The organism is Photobacterium sp. CCB-ST2H9 (assembly GCF_023151555.2).
In the GTDB taxonomy this organism is placed as follows: Bacteria; Pseudomonadota; Gammaproteobacteria; order Enterobacterales; family Vibrionaceae; genus Photobacterium.
The window spans coordinates 1,354,725-1,371,048 of record NZ_CP100426.1 but is presented as its reverse complement, the minus strand read 5'-3'; the positions used below and the strand labels follow the sequence as shown (position 1 = coordinate 1,371,048).

At 51.2% G+C, this 16,324-nt stretch carries 18 protein-coding genes; 10 read left to right on the top strand and 8 right to left on the bottom strand.

The genetic code is table 11. The features are described from left to right. Window positions 1–54 precede the first annotated feature (54 nt). From L4174_RS22945 to L4174_RS22935, 3 genes are all read left to right on the top strand, one after another. Window positions 55–918, top strand: coding sequence for a PhzF family phenazine biosynthesis protein (locus L4174_RS22945; protein WP_248142938.1), 864 nt, complete (start codon window positions 55–57; stop codon window positions 916–918). A gap of 114 nt (window positions 919–1,032) precedes the next feature. Continuing rightward, window positions 1,033–1,590 carry a GNAT family N-acetyltransferase gene (locus L4174_RS22940; protein WP_248142939.1) on the top strand — a complete coding sequence of 186 codons (558 nt, stop codon included), beginning with the start codon at window positions 1,033–1,035 and terminating at the stop codon, window positions 1,588–1,590. A 206-nt stretch (window positions 1,591–1,796) separates the two neighbouring features. Then, window positions 1,797–2,192 (top strand): lipocalin-like domain-containing protein, encoded by a 396-nt coding sequence (locus L4174_RS22935; RefSeq protein ID WP_248142940.1) that lies wholly within the window; start codon window positions 1,797–1,799, stop codon window positions 2,190–2,192. Between the two features lie 125 nt (window positions 2,193–2,317). On the opposite strand, the gene L4174_RS22930 is transcribed toward L4174_RS22935, so the two are convergent. From L4174_RS22930 to L4174_RS22915, 4 genes are all read right to left on the bottom strand, one after another. Next, entirely contained in the window at window positions 2,318–2,704 is a 387-nt protein-coding gene (locus L4174_RS22930; RefSeq protein ID WP_248142941.1) for a hypothetical protein, read from the bottom strand. A 108-nt stretch (window positions 2,705–2,812) separates the two neighbouring features. Next, window positions 2,813–3,550, bottom strand: coding sequence for an SDR family NAD(P)-dependent oxidoreductase (locus tag L4174_RS22925; RefSeq protein WP_248142942.1), 738 nt, complete (start codon window positions 3,548–3,550; stop codon window positions 2,813–2,815). 39 nt (window positions 3,551–3,589) lie between these two features. Further along, entirely contained in the window at window positions 3,590–4,312 is a 723-nt protein-coding gene (locus L4174_RS22920; protein ID WP_248142943.1) for an SIMPL domain-containing protein, read from the bottom strand. Window positions 4,313–4,467: 155 nt separating this feature from the next. Then, entirely contained in the window at window positions 4,468–5,109 is a 642-nt protein-coding gene (locus L4174_RS22915) for an NAD(P)-dependent oxidoreductase (RefSeq protein ID WP_248142944.1), read from the bottom strand. A gap of 131 nt (window positions 5,110–5,240) precedes the next feature. Between L4174_RS22915 and L4174_RS22910 the strand changes: the two genes are divergently transcribed. Beyond that, window positions 5,241–6,152, top strand: coding sequence for a LysR family transcriptional regulator (locus L4174_RS22910; RefSeq protein WP_248142945.1), 912 nt, complete (start codon window positions 5,241–5,243; stop codon window positions 6,150–6,152). 74 nt (window positions 6,153–6,226) lie between these two features. On the opposite strand, the gene L4174_RS22905 is transcribed toward L4174_RS22910, so the two are convergent. From L4174_RS22905 to L4174_RS22895, 3 genes are read right to left on the bottom strand one after another with little or no spacing between them, the layout of a single operon-like run. Continuing rightward, on the bottom strand, window positions 6,227–6,802 hold the full coding sequence (locus L4174_RS22905; RefSeq protein WP_248142946.1) for an NAD(P)H-dependent oxidoreductase: 576 nt from the start codon (window positions 6,800–6,802) through the stop codon (window positions 6,227–6,229). A gap of 60 nt (window positions 6,803–6,862) precedes the next feature. Next, window positions 6,863–7,228, bottom strand: a complete 366-nt coding sequence (locus L4174_RS22900; RefSeq protein ID WP_248142947.1) for a MerR family transcriptional regulator — start codon at window positions 7,226–7,228, stop codon at window positions 6,863–6,865. Between the two features lie 49 nt (window positions 7,229–7,277). Beyond that, window positions 7,278–9,140: a sigma-54-dependent Fis family transcriptional regulator gene (locus L4174_RS22895; RefSeq protein ID WP_248142948.1), complete on the bottom strand. Its 1,863-nt coding sequence runs from the start codon at window positions 9,138–9,140 to the stop codon at window positions 7,278–7,280. A gap of 234 nt (window positions 9,141–9,374) precedes the next feature. Here L4174_RS22895 and L4174_RS22890 point away from each other — a divergent pair, with 234 nt between their 5' ends. Genes L4174_RS22890 through L4174_RS22865 form a run of 6 tightly spaced genes read left to right on the top strand, consistent with a single transcriptional unit; the run spans window position 9,375 to window position 15,347 of the window. Further along, window positions 9,375–10,466: an ABC transporter ATP-binding protein gene (locus tag L4174_RS22890; RefSeq protein WP_248142949.1), complete on the top strand. Its 1,092-nt coding sequence runs from the start codon at window positions 9,375–9,377 to the stop codon at window positions 10,464–10,466. Then, window positions 10,466–11,602 (top strand): ABC transporter ATP-binding protein, encoded by a 1,137-nt coding sequence (locus tag L4174_RS22885; RefSeq protein WP_248142950.1) that lies wholly within the window; start codon window positions 10,466–10,468, stop codon window positions 11,600–11,602. Before L4174_RS22890 ends, L4174_RS22885 begins: the two co-directional genes overlap by 1 nt. After that, the gene (locus L4174_RS22880) at window positions 11,592–12,461 is read left to right on the top strand and encodes a carbohydrate ABC transporter permease (RefSeq protein WP_248142951.1); all 870 of its coding nucleotides are present in this window, start codon (window positions 11,592–11,594) and stop codon (window positions 12,459–12,461) included. The genes L4174_RS22885 and L4174_RS22880 overlap by 11 nt, the downstream gene beginning before the upstream one ends. Window positions 12,462–12,500: 39 nt before the next feature. Beyond that, window positions 12,501–13,301, top strand: a complete 801-nt coding sequence (locus L4174_RS22875) for a carbohydrate ABC transporter permease (RefSeq protein WP_248142952.1) — start codon at window positions 12,501–12,503, stop codon at window positions 13,299–13,301. Between the two features lie 23 nt (window positions 13,302–13,324). Beyond that, the gene (locus L4174_RS22870; protein ID WP_248142953.1) at window positions 13,325–13,597 is read left to right on the top strand and encodes a DUF2160 domain-containing protein; all 273 of its coding nucleotides are present in this window, start codon (window positions 13,325–13,327) and stop codon (window positions 13,595–13,597) included. 22 nt (window positions 13,598–13,619) lie between these two features. Beyond that, window positions 13,620–15,347 (top strand): ABC transporter substrate-binding protein, encoded by a 1,728-nt coding sequence (locus L4174_RS22865; RefSeq protein WP_248142954.1) that lies wholly within the window; start codon window positions 13,620–13,622, stop codon window positions 15,345–15,347. Window positions 15,348–15,424: 77 nt separating this feature from the next. On the opposite strand, the gene L4174_RS22860 is transcribed toward L4174_RS22865, so the two are convergent. Next, window positions 15,425–16,195, bottom strand: coding sequence for a hypothetical protein (locus tag L4174_RS22860; protein WP_248142955.1), 771 nt, complete (start codon window positions 16,193–16,195; stop codon window positions 15,425–15,427). Window positions 16,196–16,324: the final 129 nt, after the last annotated feature.

The window sequence follows — 16,324 nt, the reverse complement described above, 5'->3', positions numbered from 1 at the left end:
ATTGCCCTATGTTTTTGCTCCAAAGCGAAGTATTTTACGGAGAAATTAATATTGATGAACATTGAAGCTTATTTGGTGAATTCCTTTACTGCCAATGGAACTGGAGGAAACCCTGCAGGTGTTGTGTTGCACGCAGATAAATTGTCTTACGGTGAAAAATTAGAAATAGCGCAAGCTGTTGGCTATTCAGAAACTGCGTTTGTGTCTCAAGATGAGGAAGCTGACTTTGAGTTGTCTTTTTTCACCGTAACAGATGAAGTTGATTTCTGTGGTCACGCAACGTTAGCTGCATTTTCAACAATGTATCAGAAAGGAATTGTAACCGAAGGGCGGTATGTGCAAAGGACGAAAGCAGGTTTACTTGCCGTAGCGATAGAGTCTAATGGCCATATAATTATGGAGCAGAAGTTACCTGAATACCTTGGAAGGTTCGATTATGAGGTGATATCAGAGTTAATTGGAATTGAATCAACCGTTCTAGAATCCACGCAATTACCTATCGAGATTATTTCAACGGGCTTGCCTGATCTTCTTGTTCCAGTGCCACATGGATATCTGGATAAAATCCAAGTGAATGAACATTTACTCAGTGACTTTTGTAAAAAACATGATCTCGTGAGTCTTCATGCTTTTGAATTGTACGAGAAAGACAGTGGAATGACCGCGAGTTGTCGGAATTTTGCTCCTTTGTTTGGCATCCCTGAGGAGTCAGCTACGGGGAGTGCGAGTGGCGCATTAGCATGTTATCTAACCAAACACCTTTCTGGTAAATATTCGAATTGTTTTACTTTCGAGCAAGGAAGAGCAATGGACTGTGTTTCAACCATTACAGCGTCAGTTGAGTTGAAGGAGCAGGCCATTGTCAAGGTGATGGTTGGTGGTTTTGCTCATGAAGCTGGGCTGCAGAAAATCAGGTGAACAACATTCACCACGCTTGGCATTTCCGGTTCGAATTTTTATAGCACAATCATTTCAAATAGGCGGTGGGCATTCCTCCGCCCTGAATACACATAATATTTCGAAGGTGAAAAGTTGAAATTTCCAGAATATGAAACAAAGAGGCTAACACTCAGGAAATTAACTGAAGATGATGCAGAGGGTATTTTTCAACTATTTTCTGACAGTTTAGTAATTACTTACTACGATATGGAAGCACTTTCTGATATATCTCAAGCGAAGCAGATAATTCATCTCATGCAAGAACGATTTGAGTCAAATACAGGTATAAGATGGGGAATTAGAATTGCAGAAACAGACGAATTGGTTGGAACTTGTGGCTTCAATTCGTGGAATAAAGATATGAAATCAGCTGTAATCGGTTACGATTTACGGTCTCATTTTTGGGGGCGAGGTATAATCACTGAAGCTATTCATCAAATCGTAAAGCAAGCATTTGGAGGGGGTCTGCCTTGTGGCGAGTTGAATCGTATTCAAGCTGATACTGTCCCGGGTAATATCGGGTCAGAGCTAGTGCTAAAGAAAGTAGGCTTCAAAGAGGAAGGACTACGTCGGCAATGTGGCTACTGGAAGAACCAATTTCATGACCTTAAATGCTTTGGTTTGCTTCGTAGTGAATACAAAGAAATATAACGAATCGTTCAAGAGGGATTCTTGACTAGCCATTCTCAGTTCAAAGCTGGATATTGTGGTTACGGAGCAATGGCTTTGGTTTGGTGTTTAAATTTCCACGCACCTCAATTCGGCGTTAACAACACAAGGAAATTTTCGCGGCACCTTCGATTATCAGAGATAAATTTATTTCTCAAGTTACGATCGGATACAATTAGGAAACGTTAATGGAAATATCTAAAGAAGTGCTAGTTGGTGTGTGGTCCCTGGATGAATTTATCGTTCACCGAGAGTCAGGAGAGTTATTTCATTGGCCAGGAAAGCAAAATGGTACGCTAATTTATACTGACAATGGTTTCGTTAGTGTTGCGCAGAACAGAGAACCACTTCCTAACCCGACAGAGGAAGATAGAAAGAGGGAGTCAAACTTCTATACCGCTACTTATGAGTTAGATTTAGCCAATAATCGAGTCTTTCATACAGGACTTCAGTCAAGCGTTCAATCTGTAATCGGGGAACGCATGGAACGTGAGATAAAGCTGTTAGAGGATGGTCGGTTATGGTTATCTGGCAAAGGATTAAAAGAGCGTGTCACCCTGGTTTGGTCGAAAGTAAATAAATAAATAAAAATAATAATATTCCCCCCAGCATCGCCTCCTTTCGATTCACTTGCCTCAATCTCAGATTTTGTATCGATCCCGCTCAGAATTGGACAGAATATCTGTCCAATTCTGAAACACGGAAACAACTAATTTCCTGTGATTTGCAGGTAAATCATCTTGTCGTCATCACCGCCAATCACCACCGACTCATCGTTTTGTAACAGCACAGTCGAATTGATTTCCCGTTGAGAAGTACCTTGTTCATTGCTGCTTTCATAGCGAATATGAACCAGGCTCTGCCCCTCAGACGCTTGCAGCCGACCTGAAATACTTCGTGTCAGGTGGTTTTCGGTTTGCGTCTCAAAAAATTCACCGTTCTGATTGATGGCAGCGGTCATTGAAAAATCATCCGAACTGACCACAACACCGGTTCGTTCTTTTTTTTGTTCTTGTCCGATCTTCTGTTCAGCAGCGCATCCTTGAATCAGTGCAGATCCGGCAAGCAAAAAACTCAGACATATTGCTTTTTTCATTTTCTTTCTCATTCAAAAATACACAACAACATGATGCTTTCGGAGCTGAAAGCATCATGTTTAGAGTTCGGTTCAATGATAATGAATATTACCGCATGAGCACAGTCGTTAATTCAAACTCAACCCGCCATCCACCACCAGTGTATGGCCGACGATATAGCTGGCTTGCTCTGACAACAGAAAAGTAATGGCATCCACAATTTCACTGGATTTTGCATAGCGTTTGGCCGGAACCACCGCCGACACTTCTTCCCGAGTACCGGGAGCTTCGGCTTCACGGGCTTCCCAGCGTGGTGTCCAGGTGACGCCGGGCGCGACGGCGTTGATGCGAATGCCCTGCCCAATCACTTCCAGCGCAACGGAACGCGTCAACCCTTCGATGGCATGCTTCGCAGCGCTGTACATTGCAGCATTAGGCGTCGGACGAAATCCGTTGACCGAGCTGAGATTGACAATCGCACCACCTTCACCCATCAACCGAAGTTCGTGCTGCAGACAATATGCCTGCGCCCAGAAATCCTGCTGGAGTGTATCCCGCAGTGCTGACGGCTCCACCTCTGCAAACTGTCCGCCGGATGCCAAAGCTGGGGACGCATTATTCACGGCAACATCGAGATTACCGTATCGCTCTCTGATCACACAAAACAAGCGATTCAGTTGTATTTCATCACTGATATCCACCTGATGATAATCCACGACAGCCAGCTCGGGATAGCGTTCAACCTGCTGCTGCCAGATATTTTCCCGTCTGGAACAGGTAATCACCTGATAATCGTCAGCAACCAAACGCCGGACTGTTTCCAGTCCAATCCCCTGACTGCCTCCGGTAACGAATGCAATTTTCACATAACCTCCATGTTTAACTTCCATTTTTCAAATATTTCATTAGTCAGACAGATAATATTCAACGGTTGAAACCACTCTGACTTTCTTAATATGCGGATTATTTTTATCCCGGGCGGAAATGGAGAACTGCCCCTGAGACGCTTTGCGGATTTTCCCCAATGTACTGTCAGAATCAGAAGCAAACTTCTGTGCCACTTCTCGGGCATTGCGGGTCGCCTCTTCAATCATGTCCGGTTTGATATCATTCAACCGGGTAAACAGATATTCCGTCTGGGTCTGGTACGCATCTCCGGTAAAGACGATGCCCTGCTTGCCCAGTTCAGATAATGAGCTCATGACTGCGCGCACAGTCTCAATATCGCTGGAATACACCGTCACCGTCTGAAGAGCGGTATATCGGTAAGCAACCTGAGCGTCATTGCCATACTGCTGGGCTGATTTATCGGTAATCGCCGGAGTGGACACCGAAATTTCGCTGGCACCAATCCCGTTGCTGCGCAGGTAAGCGCGAATTTGCGATGCCTGGCCATCCAGCATCTGGTACAGCTCACCCAAATCGTTACTGGCGACATTGAACTGAATCGGCCAGATGACAATATCTGCCGGATATTCCCGCTCCGAAAGCCCTTTGACGGTCACACTGCGCTCAAGCTGCTTGTAATTCATCGCAGCCTGACCGAGCAAAATACCCAGAAAAACCAGTCCCAGTAATATGCCGCCCGCCAGCAAAGCGAACCCGATTCTGTCCTGTTGTTGCGCCATACCCCCTCCATGACTGAATGAATCATTGGTTGAATTCAATGGCTTTTCACCAAACGTAAATGAAATATAGGCAGAAATGATTGATCACGAAGGAGAAATGACAAAAAACGCAGCCGAAGCTGCGTTTTTAAACTCAAAGGCAGTGAGTTTCAGAATCAGGCGTAAGCCAGAGTAAAGCGGCGGTTCAGATGCGCCGGAGATTCCAGCTCATCAATCATCGCTTTCGCGTAATCTTCAACAGAGATCTGGCTGTTGCCGCTGGCATCCGTCAGCAACTGATCGGTACCCAGCTGGTACTGACCGCTCCGCTCGCCCAGGGCAATCATGGCTGCCGGAGATAGCATCGTCCAGTTGACGTTCTGCTGAGCACGCAGCTGGTTCAGTGCATATCGTGCCCCTTCCGCAGTCGCTTTATATTCATCCGGAAACGCAGGCGTATCAATCAGCAGCACGCCCGGTGCGACTTCCAGAGAACCTGCACCGCCGACGACCATCAGACGCTTCACATCCGCTGAAGCCGCTGCTGCCAGAATGCTGTCGAAACCTTTTGCAAAGTAACCGCCCACATCGGCCTGCGCATGGCCTGAGAATGCACTCAGCACGGCATCAAACCCTTTCAGTTGTGCTGTCAGTGCATCAGTATCCTGCACGTCGGCTTTCATGACGGTCAGACCAGGCTGCGTTGCCAGTCGCTCCGGACGACTCACCAGAGCCGTCACCTGATGACCTCGGCTCAGCGCTTCTTCACGCAGTGCTGAACCAATAAAACCGCTGGCACCAATAATCGCAATATTCATCGTGTTGTCCTCATTTATTTCTTATTCATAGATACTGTGTCTAGCTGATGAACACATTGTGCGATCAATTATTGATTTGAAAAATAGTCCATTCGATAATTCACTGTTATTAAATCCATAACAGTGAAGCCATGAACAACGAACTCGATCTGAATACTCTGCCACTCTTCATTGCCACCGTGGAAGCTGGTTCCTTCACAGCAGCAGCCGATAAGCTGGGGTGCACTAAAACCAAAATCAGTCTGAATATCAAAGCGCTGGAAAATCATCTGGGTGCAGTGCTATTCAACCGCACGACCCGGCAAGTCACCCTGACCGATGCCGGTCATCAGCTTTATCTGGCCTGTCAGCCACTGCTGGCAAAGCTGGGCGAGACACTCAGTGAAGCGGGTACCAGCGCACAGGCCTTATCCGGCACACTGCGGATTACTGCGCCGGTTGATCACATGGCGCTGATGCTCGCCCCTGCGGCTGCTGCATTCGGCAAACGCCATCCGGGACTCACGGTTGAGCTTCGAAGCGGCGATAAAGTATCGGATATGGTGCGGGAAGGAATTGATCTGGCGATCCGGATGGGCTGGCTGAAAGACTCCAGCCTGCGTGCCCAGAAACTGGGGGAGTTCGAACAGCGTGTCATGGCCTCGGCTGGTTATTTACATGAAATGGGCACTCCGAAGCATCCCAGCGAGCTGAAACATCACCAGTGGATTGAGTTTTCTCCGCTGCCGAGCGCACTGACCTGGACCTTTGAAAAAGCCGGTGAACGAGTTCAGGTTCAGATGCAGAGCAGTTTCCGGGTCGACAACACCAGTGCCATGCGAAGCCTGATCAAAAGCAACGCCGGATTATCCGTCATCGCCATGCATTTAGGCGAAGATGAGCCAGATCTGGTGCCGCTGTTTTCTGACTGGCAATTGCCCCGTGGCGGCATCTACGCGGTGTTTCCGCCCGGCGCTTTTATTCCGGCCAAAGTCAGAGCTTTTGTTGATTTTTACCGGCAATGGCTCACTGAACGGACGACTGAGGCAGACAGCAAGTCATAAACAGGCTGGCAGATGACTGCCAGCCTGACGACTAAAATGAACCGTGAATAGATGAACCGTAATTAGATAAACCTTTAAATTCCCCCGGCACCCAGAGTTTTCACTGTGCTGACCCAACCTGCGCGCTCGGCTTCAGTGGAGAAAATCACCGAGCCGAACAGCGTGGTTTCGGCAGGAGTCACGCCGCAAAACTGCAGCGTAAAGCGATCGAGCTGTGTAAGGACCGGCTGGGCCTGCTCCCGGAGCATCTCCGGCGGTGCATCCATCGTCAGAATGATCCGTGCCGTTTTCCCCCGTAGCAACTGAACCGGCGCCGGGTGATCGGCCTCAAACCGAAATGCAGATCCCGGCAGAATGGTCCGGTCGATCAGTCCTTTGAATTTTGCGGGCAGTCCGCCCCACCAGATCGGTGAGATAATCACGATATGATCAGCCCGTTTCAGTTGCTCCTGGAAGTCTTGCAGGCAGGGTTCAAGCGGCTGAATGGCATCGTAGCCGCTTTCCAGGCTGGGCTGGAAATCCATCTCCGGCAAATCAAAACGCCGGACGTCAAAGTGTTCCCGGGCTTCAATCTGATATTGGTCGGCAAGCAAACGGGACAGACTCTCCGCTTTTGGATTGGCGTTCAGTAACAGGATGTTTTTCGACATGATTTCCTCTCATTCTTCAAGATTCAATCATGAGTCTACCGTCTGCCCTATAGGGCAGAGTCAAGCGTTCTGCGGAGACGTTCGAGGACAGGTATCAATCGATTGGATGCATTGCTCCACCTGCTGAATCTTCCGGGCCAGTAACGCCTGTTCCGCAAGTAAGCGCTCCCTGACATCCTGTAAAAAACAGTGAATTCGTCCCCAGTCGATTTCGCCCTGATGATAGTGAATCACGCCTTTCAGGCGATTCAGCGTCACGCCCAGTTGCTTTGCTTCTGAGATCAGCTGCAATACCTCGACATCAGCTTGTGTATACACCCGGTAGCGACCCAGTCTTGGCGGGGTCCGAATCAATCCCATGTCTTCATAGAGCCGAATCGCTTTGACCGACAACCCGGTCTGTTTTGATACTTCGCCGATGTACACTGTGCTTCACCCGTTCTGGTTCATCATCGGCCTGATTGTCACACATTCCTCACCCGTCATGCCACAACCCCAGCTGTTTCAGGCGCTTGTACACGGTATTACGGCTCACACCCATGGCCTCCGCGGTTTTGCTGACATTTCGTCCCAGTGCCCGGTAAACTTTCGGCAAAGCCGTCTGCCAGTCTTCTTCCAGCAATTCGGGTTCAATGTCGTCCTGTTCGCGGACAATGCCTTTCAGATCCCAGAAGAAGTCATCAGGTAAGTGCGACGTTTCGATCGTTTTGTCACCGGCGAGCGCGATGGCCACACGCAGCACATTATGAAGCTGGCGGATATTGCCCGGCCACAGGTGGGACGCGAACAGCTGCATCACCTCATCACTGACAGAAACCGGCGCACCGCCGGAGGTCAGCTCAGCCAGCACACTTTGCACGACGGACGCCATATCCTGACGCTCCCGCAGTGCCGGCAGCGTCACCGTCAGGCCATTAATACGGTAATAAAGATCGTCCCTGAATTCCCTCAGTTTGATGGCATCGCGCAGCGACTGATGCGTGGCACAGACCAGCCGGAAATCGACCGGATAACTTTCACTACTTCCCAGCGGGGTCACGCGCTTTTCCTGAAGCACCCGCAACAGCCTTGCCTGAGTCGACAGCGGCATATCGCCAATCTCGTCCAGAAAAAGGGTCCCGCGATCGGCACGGCGGATCAGGCCGGGGTTGCCTTTCTGATTTGCGCCGGTAAATGCGCCTTTCACATAACCAAACAGTTCTGACTCCACCAGCTCGGATGGAATCGCCGCACAGTTCACGGCCACCATGTCGGCAGCCGCTCGCGAAGACGATGCATGCAGGGCGCGGACAAACACCTCTTTCCCCACCCCGGTTTCTCCCAGAATCAGTAAAGGAATATCGCTGTCGGCGACTTTCTGCGCCAGGCTCACGGCTTTCGCCATTTGCTTGTCCCCGGTATCCAGTTCGGTCAGTATGCGCTCACCTGGCTGCTGTCCCGTCTTACCTTTTAATACTGCATCGGGATCGGCAGCAGATTCGGCGCAAGGCTGTGCAGGTGATTTGATCCGGGCAAATAAAGGAATCGACACCAGGCCGTTCAGGGGCAGCACGCGGGTCGGATCAGTCGTTTTCATCTCAGATAACGGCAGGCCCGCCAGCATGTCCATGGTGATCCCGGCCATTGGCTGCCCCAGCAGCAAATCTGCACGGCGGTTGGCAGCCACAATTTGCCCCTGATGATCAAACACCAGCAGTCCGGCCCACTGGCTGTCGAGGTTATCCGGGCTGGTATTCAGAACGCACTGCCAGAAATGCTGCCCATACGCAGCCCCCATCAGATGATTTTCAATCGCCTGTGACATCACTTTGACCATGCCGTGGATCTGCGTGGTCGGCAGGTAGGCATCGCTGGCGATACTGAGTATGCCCACCAGTTGGCGGTGCGGGTCGAATACGGGCGCAGCTGAACCGCTCATCAGACGATTCTGCACCAGAAAATGTTCATCGCGGCGGATATCCATAATCTCCCGGGTGTGCAGCGCAAGCCCAATAGCTGTAGTACCGATTGCACGCTCCTGCCACCAGCTCCCCGGTTCAAGCAGCGCACCCGGCATGTGCTGTATAAAAGACGGATGCCCCCAACGCGCCAGCAGGAAACCGTCCTGATCGGTCAGCAAGACCAGACTGTTCGCGTTCGCCAGCATGCTGTGATAGCCCGGCAGAACTTTATCCCGCGTGACTGACAACATGACATCGGCCTGCGCCAGTTTCTGCTGCCACTGCGATTCATCCGGCAGGACAACCGCAGGCTGATCCTGACTGGTGAGCCCGTAACCCCGGCAGCGTTGCCAGGATTCGGCCACCAGATGTTCATTGCGCTGCTTTTCTTTCGTCATGTCGCAACCCGTCACTGGCTTTCATCCCTGTCTCCTGCTGACTGAACGCTCAACACTGTTCACAGACCGTTCACAATCAACACCGCTAAACCGGGTCTGTCTGGCCCGCATCAATCAGGGAAGAAATGAAGTTCATGAAAAATCAGGCAGATAACGCCCGGATCAATTGTTAAATAATTGTGGCACATTTTTCGCTTGTTGCTGTGCAGGATGAATCACGGAGCCCGCAGCAAGATGTCGCTGAAACTGGAGAACATTTCCCGGAAAGTCGATGGCGAGTACTGGATCAAAAATGCCAGCCTGGAGCTGGAACCGGGTTCTTTCAATGTGCTGCTGGGCAGAACGCTGGCGGGCAAAACCAGCCTGATGCGTCTGATGGCCGGGCTGGACCGACCCAGTCAGGGGAGAATTTACTTCAACGGTCAGGATGTGACTGGTATTCCCGTGCGGGAACGCAATATCTCGATGGTATATCAGCAATTCATCAACTACCCCAATATGACGGTCTACGACAACATCGCCTCCCCCCTGAAACTGGAAAAATTACCCAAGGCACAAATCGATGAACGGGTCATGCAGACGGCCCGGATGCTGCACATTGAAGAATATCTGAAACGTTACCCGCTTGAGCTTTCCGGCGGACAGCAGCAGCGCACCGCCATGGCCCGGGCACTGGTCAAAAATGCAGATATCATTCTGTTCGACGAACCTTTAGTGAACCTTGATTACAAGCTGCGGGAAGAATTACGGCAGGAAATGCGCGCACTGTTTTCGGCCCGCAACACCATTGCCGTCTACGCCACCACAGAACCGAATGAAGCGCTGGCGCTGGGAGGCAATGTGGTGCTGATGCATAAAGGGGAGATTATCCAGTCCGGTCAGACCCCGGTGGTCTATCACAACCCGGCCACCGTGGCCTGCGCTGAGCTGTTTGGCGAGCCGCCGATTAACCTGATAGCAGGCAAAGTCAGCCAGCACACGGTGTCATTCTCGGATCATATCCATTTTGCGCTGAATAACGATCTGGGCGATCTGCCCCCGGGAGACTATGTATTCGGCATTCGCCCCAACCACCTGACGCTAGTGCCGAACCGCGATGATGATCTGGAACTGGCCGTGGATGTTGAGCTGGCAGAAATCAGTGGCAGCGAAACCTTTCTGCACGTTTCCAACCGTGAACTGACCCTGGTGCTGCACTTACCGGGCGTTCATGAATACACCGTGGATACCCGGATCAATGTCTATGTCCCCACCCACAAACTCTATGTTTTTTCACAGGACAAGCAGCTGATTCAGGCTGCCCGCTCCGGCTGGGAGATCCGCTGATGGCTGAAATCCGTCTTGAGTCGCTGGCACACAGCTATACCCCCCATCCCACCCGCGACAGTGACTACGCGATCCGGCGGATGGATCATGTCTGGGAAGACGGGGGCGCGTATGCGCTGCTCGGCCCGTCCGGTTGCGGCAAAAGTACCATGCTGAACATTATTTCCGGCCTGCTGACCCCTTCTGAAGGTTCAGTGAAATTCAATGGCGAAGTCGTCAACGAACTGGCCCCGCAGGAGCGTAACATCGCCCAGGTATTCCAGTTTCCGGTGATCTACGACACCATGACGGTATTCGACAACCTCGCCTTTCCGCTGCGCAACATGAAAACGCCGGAAGCCAAAATCCGCAGCAAAGTGAAAGAAATTGCCGAGATTCTTGAGCTGACACCTGTGCTGAATAAGAAGGCACGCAACCTCAATGCCGATGAGAAACAAAAGGTGTCCATGGGCCGCGGGCTGGTCCGGGATGATGTCTCCGCCATTTTGTTTGATGAACCCCTGACGGTCATCGACCCGCAGCTGAAATGGAAGCTGCGCCGAAAGCTCAAACAAATTCATGAGCAGTTCAATCTCACCATGGTTTACGTCACCCATGATCAGCTGGAAGCCGCCACCTTTGCAGACAAAATCGCCGTAATGTACGACGGCAATATTGTCCAGTTCGGCACACCGCGAGAGCTGTTCGAGCGTCCGAACCATACCTTTGTCGGCTATTTCATTGGCAGTCCCGGCATGAACCTGCTGGCGGTTGAGCGGGACCCGTCTCGCGAACATCTCAATTTCAAAGGGCTGAAGATCCCCGTTTCGGCCAGTCAGCAGGCGGCGCTGAATCAGACGCAGTCGACTCAGCTTCAGTTGGGGATTCGTCCTGAGTTTGTGCAGCTTTGGGCCACACAACGCGAAGACAGTTTTCCCGTGACCGTGACCCATACCGAAGATCTCGGCACCTATAAAATCGTCACTGTACTGCTGGCAGAGACCCCGCTCAAAATCCGTCTGGCGGAAGGAACGCCGGTGCCGGACCGCGAGGCCTGGGTCAGTTTTCCCGGCCAGTGGCTGAAACTCTACGCTGATGAATATCTGGTGGGAGAGAGTCGTGGCAATAACAATGCCGGAGGCGACGATGCAGCATAAAACTGAAAACAACAAAGCGTGGTGGCTGGTTGTCCCGGTCTTTCTGCTGGTGGCCTTTTCCGCCATCGTGCCCCTGATGACGGTGGTGAACTACTCCATTCAGGATATTTTCGATCAGAACACCGCTTATTTCGTCGGCACCGAATGGTACAAAGAAATCCTCAATGATTCCCGGCTGCATGATTCCCTGCTGCGCCAGTTCATCTATTCTGCCTGTGTCCTGCTGATTGAAATTCCGCTGGGGATTCTGGTGGCCCTGACCATGCCCAGCCGCGGCATGAGAGCCTCGCTGGTACTCATCGTGCTCGCGATACCATTACTGATTCCCTGGAATGTGGTGGGAACAATCTGGCAAATTTTTGGCCGTGCAGATATCGGGCTGCTGGGCTGGCTCCTCAATACGCTGGGCGTGGATTACAACTACGCCTCGAATCCGGTCGATGCCTGGGTCACGGTGCTGGTGATGGATGTCTGGCACTGGACCTCTCTGGTTGCCCTGCTCTGTTATTCCGGCTTACGCGCCATTCCCGACGTTTATTATCAGGCCGCCAAAATTGACCGGGCCTCCAACTGGGCCGTTTTTCGCTATATCCAGTTACCAAAGCTGAAAAACGTCCTGCTGATCGGCGTGCTGCTGCGCTTTATGGACAGCTTCATGATCTATACCGAGCCCTTTGTGCTGACCGGGGGCGGCCCCGGTAACGCAACCACGTTCCTCTCTCAGGCGCTGACCAAAATGGCGGTCGGTCAGTTCGATATTGGTCCGGCCGCAGCGTTCTCCATCATTTATTTCCTGATCATCCTGCTGGTGTGCTGGCTGTTCTACACCTCCATGACCCTGATAGATAAGGATAAATAAGATGGATCAGGAGAACTAAGTTGAATAGGGAGAAATAAGATGCAAACCCGGAAAACTGTCGGATTGCTGCTCTATATCCTTTTTCTGTTGCTGCCGATTTACTGGCTGCTCATGATGTCGTTCAAGACCAATGAGGAGATCCTCGGCGGGCTGTCATTCTGGCCGCAGGATTTTACCTTTGCGAATTATGCCGTGATCTTCACCGATCCGTCCTGGTACAGCGGCTATCTTAACTCGCTGACTTACGTCTCAATGAATACGGTGATTTCCTTGCTGGTCGCGCTGCCAGCCGCTTATGCTTTTTCGCGCTACCGCTTTATTGGCGACAAACACATGTTTTTCTGGCTGCTCACCAACCGGATGTCTCCGCCGGCAGTATTCCTGCTGCCTTTTTTCCAGCTCTATTCTTCTGTCGGCCTGTTTGACACCCATATCGCCGTCGCACTCGCACACTGCCTGTTCAACGTTCCGCTGGCGGTATGGATTCTGGAAGGCTTCATGTCTGGCGTGCCCAAAGAAATTGATGAAACCGCCTACATCGACGGCTACAGCTTTCCGCGCTTTTTTGTCCGGATCTTTCTGCCGATGATCCGTTCCGGCATTGGCGTGACTGCCTTTTTCTGTTTCATGTTCAGCTGGGTCGAGCTGTTGCTGGCCCGGACCCTGACCTCAGTGAACGCCAAGCCCATTGTCGCCACCATGACCCGGACCGTCAGTGCATCCGGCATAGACTGGGGCGTGCTGGCGGCGGCCGGAGTACTGACCATTCTTCCCGGACTGCTGGTGATCTGGTTTGTGCGAAATCATGTCGCCAAAGGCTTTGCATTGGGTCGGGTATAACAGACGTCAAGAAGGAGAGAACCATGAAGTGGATGGCCTGGACACTGCCCAGTGCACTGTTTTTTATTTCCATCGCCGGCATTTTGCTGACGATGACCCTCTTCGAGATCCTCCGGCCCTGTACCGAACGGAAAGGCTTTCTGCCGATCAGCACCACCCGGGGCGATCGCCTGTTCATCGGCCTGCTCAGCAGTGCCTATATCCACCTGCTCTTCATTGGCATAACCGACCTGTCTATCTGGATACCGTTTACGCTATCCGTGCTGTGGCTCGCGATTGTGCTTCGTTGGGGTTAAGACAAAACAAAGGAGTTCAATCATGAACCGGAAACACCCTGTACCGAAACCCACCACGCTTGGACTGATCGTGACCCTGCTGCTGTCCCCGGCAGCCTGGGCAGACCAGTACAGCGATGCAGCAAAGAAATGGGTCAACGATGAATTTGCGCAATCGTCGCTCAGTCAGGACGAGCAAATGAAAGAGCTGGCCTGGTTTACCGAAGCGGCCAAACCGTTTCGGGGCATGGCAATCAAAGTCGTCTCGGAAACCATCACCACCCACGAATATGAGTCGAAAGTGCTGACCAAAGCCTTCGAGGAAATCACCGGCATCAAAGTCACCCATGACCTGATCCAGGAAGGGGATGTGGTGGAAAAACTGCAAACCGAGATGCAGTCCAACCGCAGTATTTATGATGCCTACATCAACGATTCCGATCTGATCGGGACCCACTTCCGCTACGGTAAGGTCATCCCCATCAGCGATTACATCACCGGTGAAGGGAAAGACGTCACCCTGCCGACCCTGGATCTGAAAGACTTCATCGGCCTGAGTTTCACCACAGGCCCGGACGGCAAAGTTTACCAGCTGCCCGACCAGCAATTTGCCAACCTGTACTGGTTCCGGGCCGACTGGTTTGAACGCAAAGATTTGCAGAAACAGTTTCAAGACCTTTACGGTTATGAGCTGGGTGTACCGGTCAACTGGTCCGCCTACGAAGACATCGCGGAATTCTTTACGGATCATGTGAAAACAATCGACGGCCAGCGCGTATACGGCCATATGGATTACGGTAAGAAAGATCCGTCATTAGGCTGGCGATTTACCGATGCCTGGTTCTCAATGGCTGGTGCCGGTGATAAAGGACTGCCAAACGGCAAACCTGTCGATGAATGGGGCATTCGCGTCGATGGCTGTCGTCCGGTCGGTTCCAGCGTTGAACGGGGCGGAGCCACCAACGGTCCGGCAGCCGTTTACGCGACCACCAAATACGTCGATTGGCTGCGTAAGTACGCGCCACCGGAGGCACAGGGCATGACCTTCTCTGAAGCAGGTCCGGTCCCGGCGCAGGGGAATATCGCTCAGCAAATTTTCTGGTATACCGCTTTCACTGCCGATATGACCAAACCGGGGCTGCCCGTGGTAAACCCGGACGGTACGCCAAAATGGCGGATGGCACCGTCTCCCAAAGGCCCGTACTGGGAAGAAGGCATGAAACTGGGCTATCAGGATGCCGGTTCCTGGACACTGATGAAATCCACCGATCCCATGCGCCGCAAAGCCGCCTGGCTGTATGCGCAGTTCACGGTGTCGAAAACTGTGTCGCTGAAGAAAACCCTGGTCGGCCTGACGCCGATTCGTGAATCGGATATCAACACCGACATCATGACGCAGGCAGCACCGAAGCTGGGGGGGCTGGTCGAATTCTACCGCAGCCCGGCCCGGGTTCAGTGGACCCCCACCGGCACCAACGTCCCGGATTATCCGAAACTGGCGCAACTCTGGTGGCAGTATATTGCAGAAGCCGCCAACGGAGAGAAAACGCCTCAGCAGGCACTGGACGGTCTGGCAAAAGCGCAGGATCGCGTCCTGCAACGGCTGGAGCGGGCCAATGTCCAGGGTGAGTGCGGTCCGAAACTCAACAAGCCAAGAGATGCGGAGTACTGGCTCTCACAACCCGGCGCACCCAAAGCTAAACTGGCAAACGAGAAGCCCAAAGGCGTCACCATACAATATGCAGAACTGCTGAAATCCTGGCAGCAGTAAAAAAGGGATGTAAAAGACAAGGGAGGCGATTGCCTCCCTTGATGTTGAAGTCATGACTGTGGAATCAATCCCAGCCTTTATTCTGTGTAAATCAGAAACAAGTAATCACGGCTCTCAATGATATCTTGCAGCTCTTGTCTGATATCGGGATCTTCCGTGTATTCAATTGCATCATCTTCCATGCTTGTGATGGTGAAGAAATGATCAATGAAATGATTTACTTCGGTGTGACTCAACAGCTTAGTTTTTTGATAACAGAGCAACGATGCGCCAATCCCGTAAAACTCGAAGCCATAGGTCTTACGCAAATACTCAGACATTTCATAAATGTCATTCGGCTCCATATCACAGCCAAAATACCCGTTTGGCAAAGCTGTTAAAGCCAAAGGACTGTGATCAACCGGCACAACAATAAAGTAAATATCTTTATCTAAAACCTCAATTGGATTGAGATTCGCTTGCTTGAATAACTCATATTGTTCATATTCCAACCTGTACGATTCAAATTCAACGTGTTCTGGAACAAACGCTTTCTTGAAGTTAAATTCCCGAATTTTAAATTTCAAATCAATGGACAGATTTTCATAATCTTCATCGGACTGGACACCAAACGGCTCCGCCAGCGCTTCATAATCATCTAAATCAGATAAAATTGTCCGATGCATAGATGTGTAGCGCGCTTGATGGTAGTCATCCAGGGTAATCAAGATGGTGTGATCTTTATATGTTTCCTGAAGTTGCTGTCGATACGTGAGGATATCATCAAACGAGGTGACATTTTCAGCCACATAAGTAAGACAGACTTCCACGGCATCGCGATGATCATTGGGAATCTTTTTTAATGTCATGGTGATTTTCCTCAGTCAAGTGACTTAAAGTGATACATTCACTCGAACTTAAATTCACCCTGTCATGCTCACGTATGGCTGGGTGAGTAGAAATAATGTAAAACGCACTTCGCGATTGATACCCAGAAA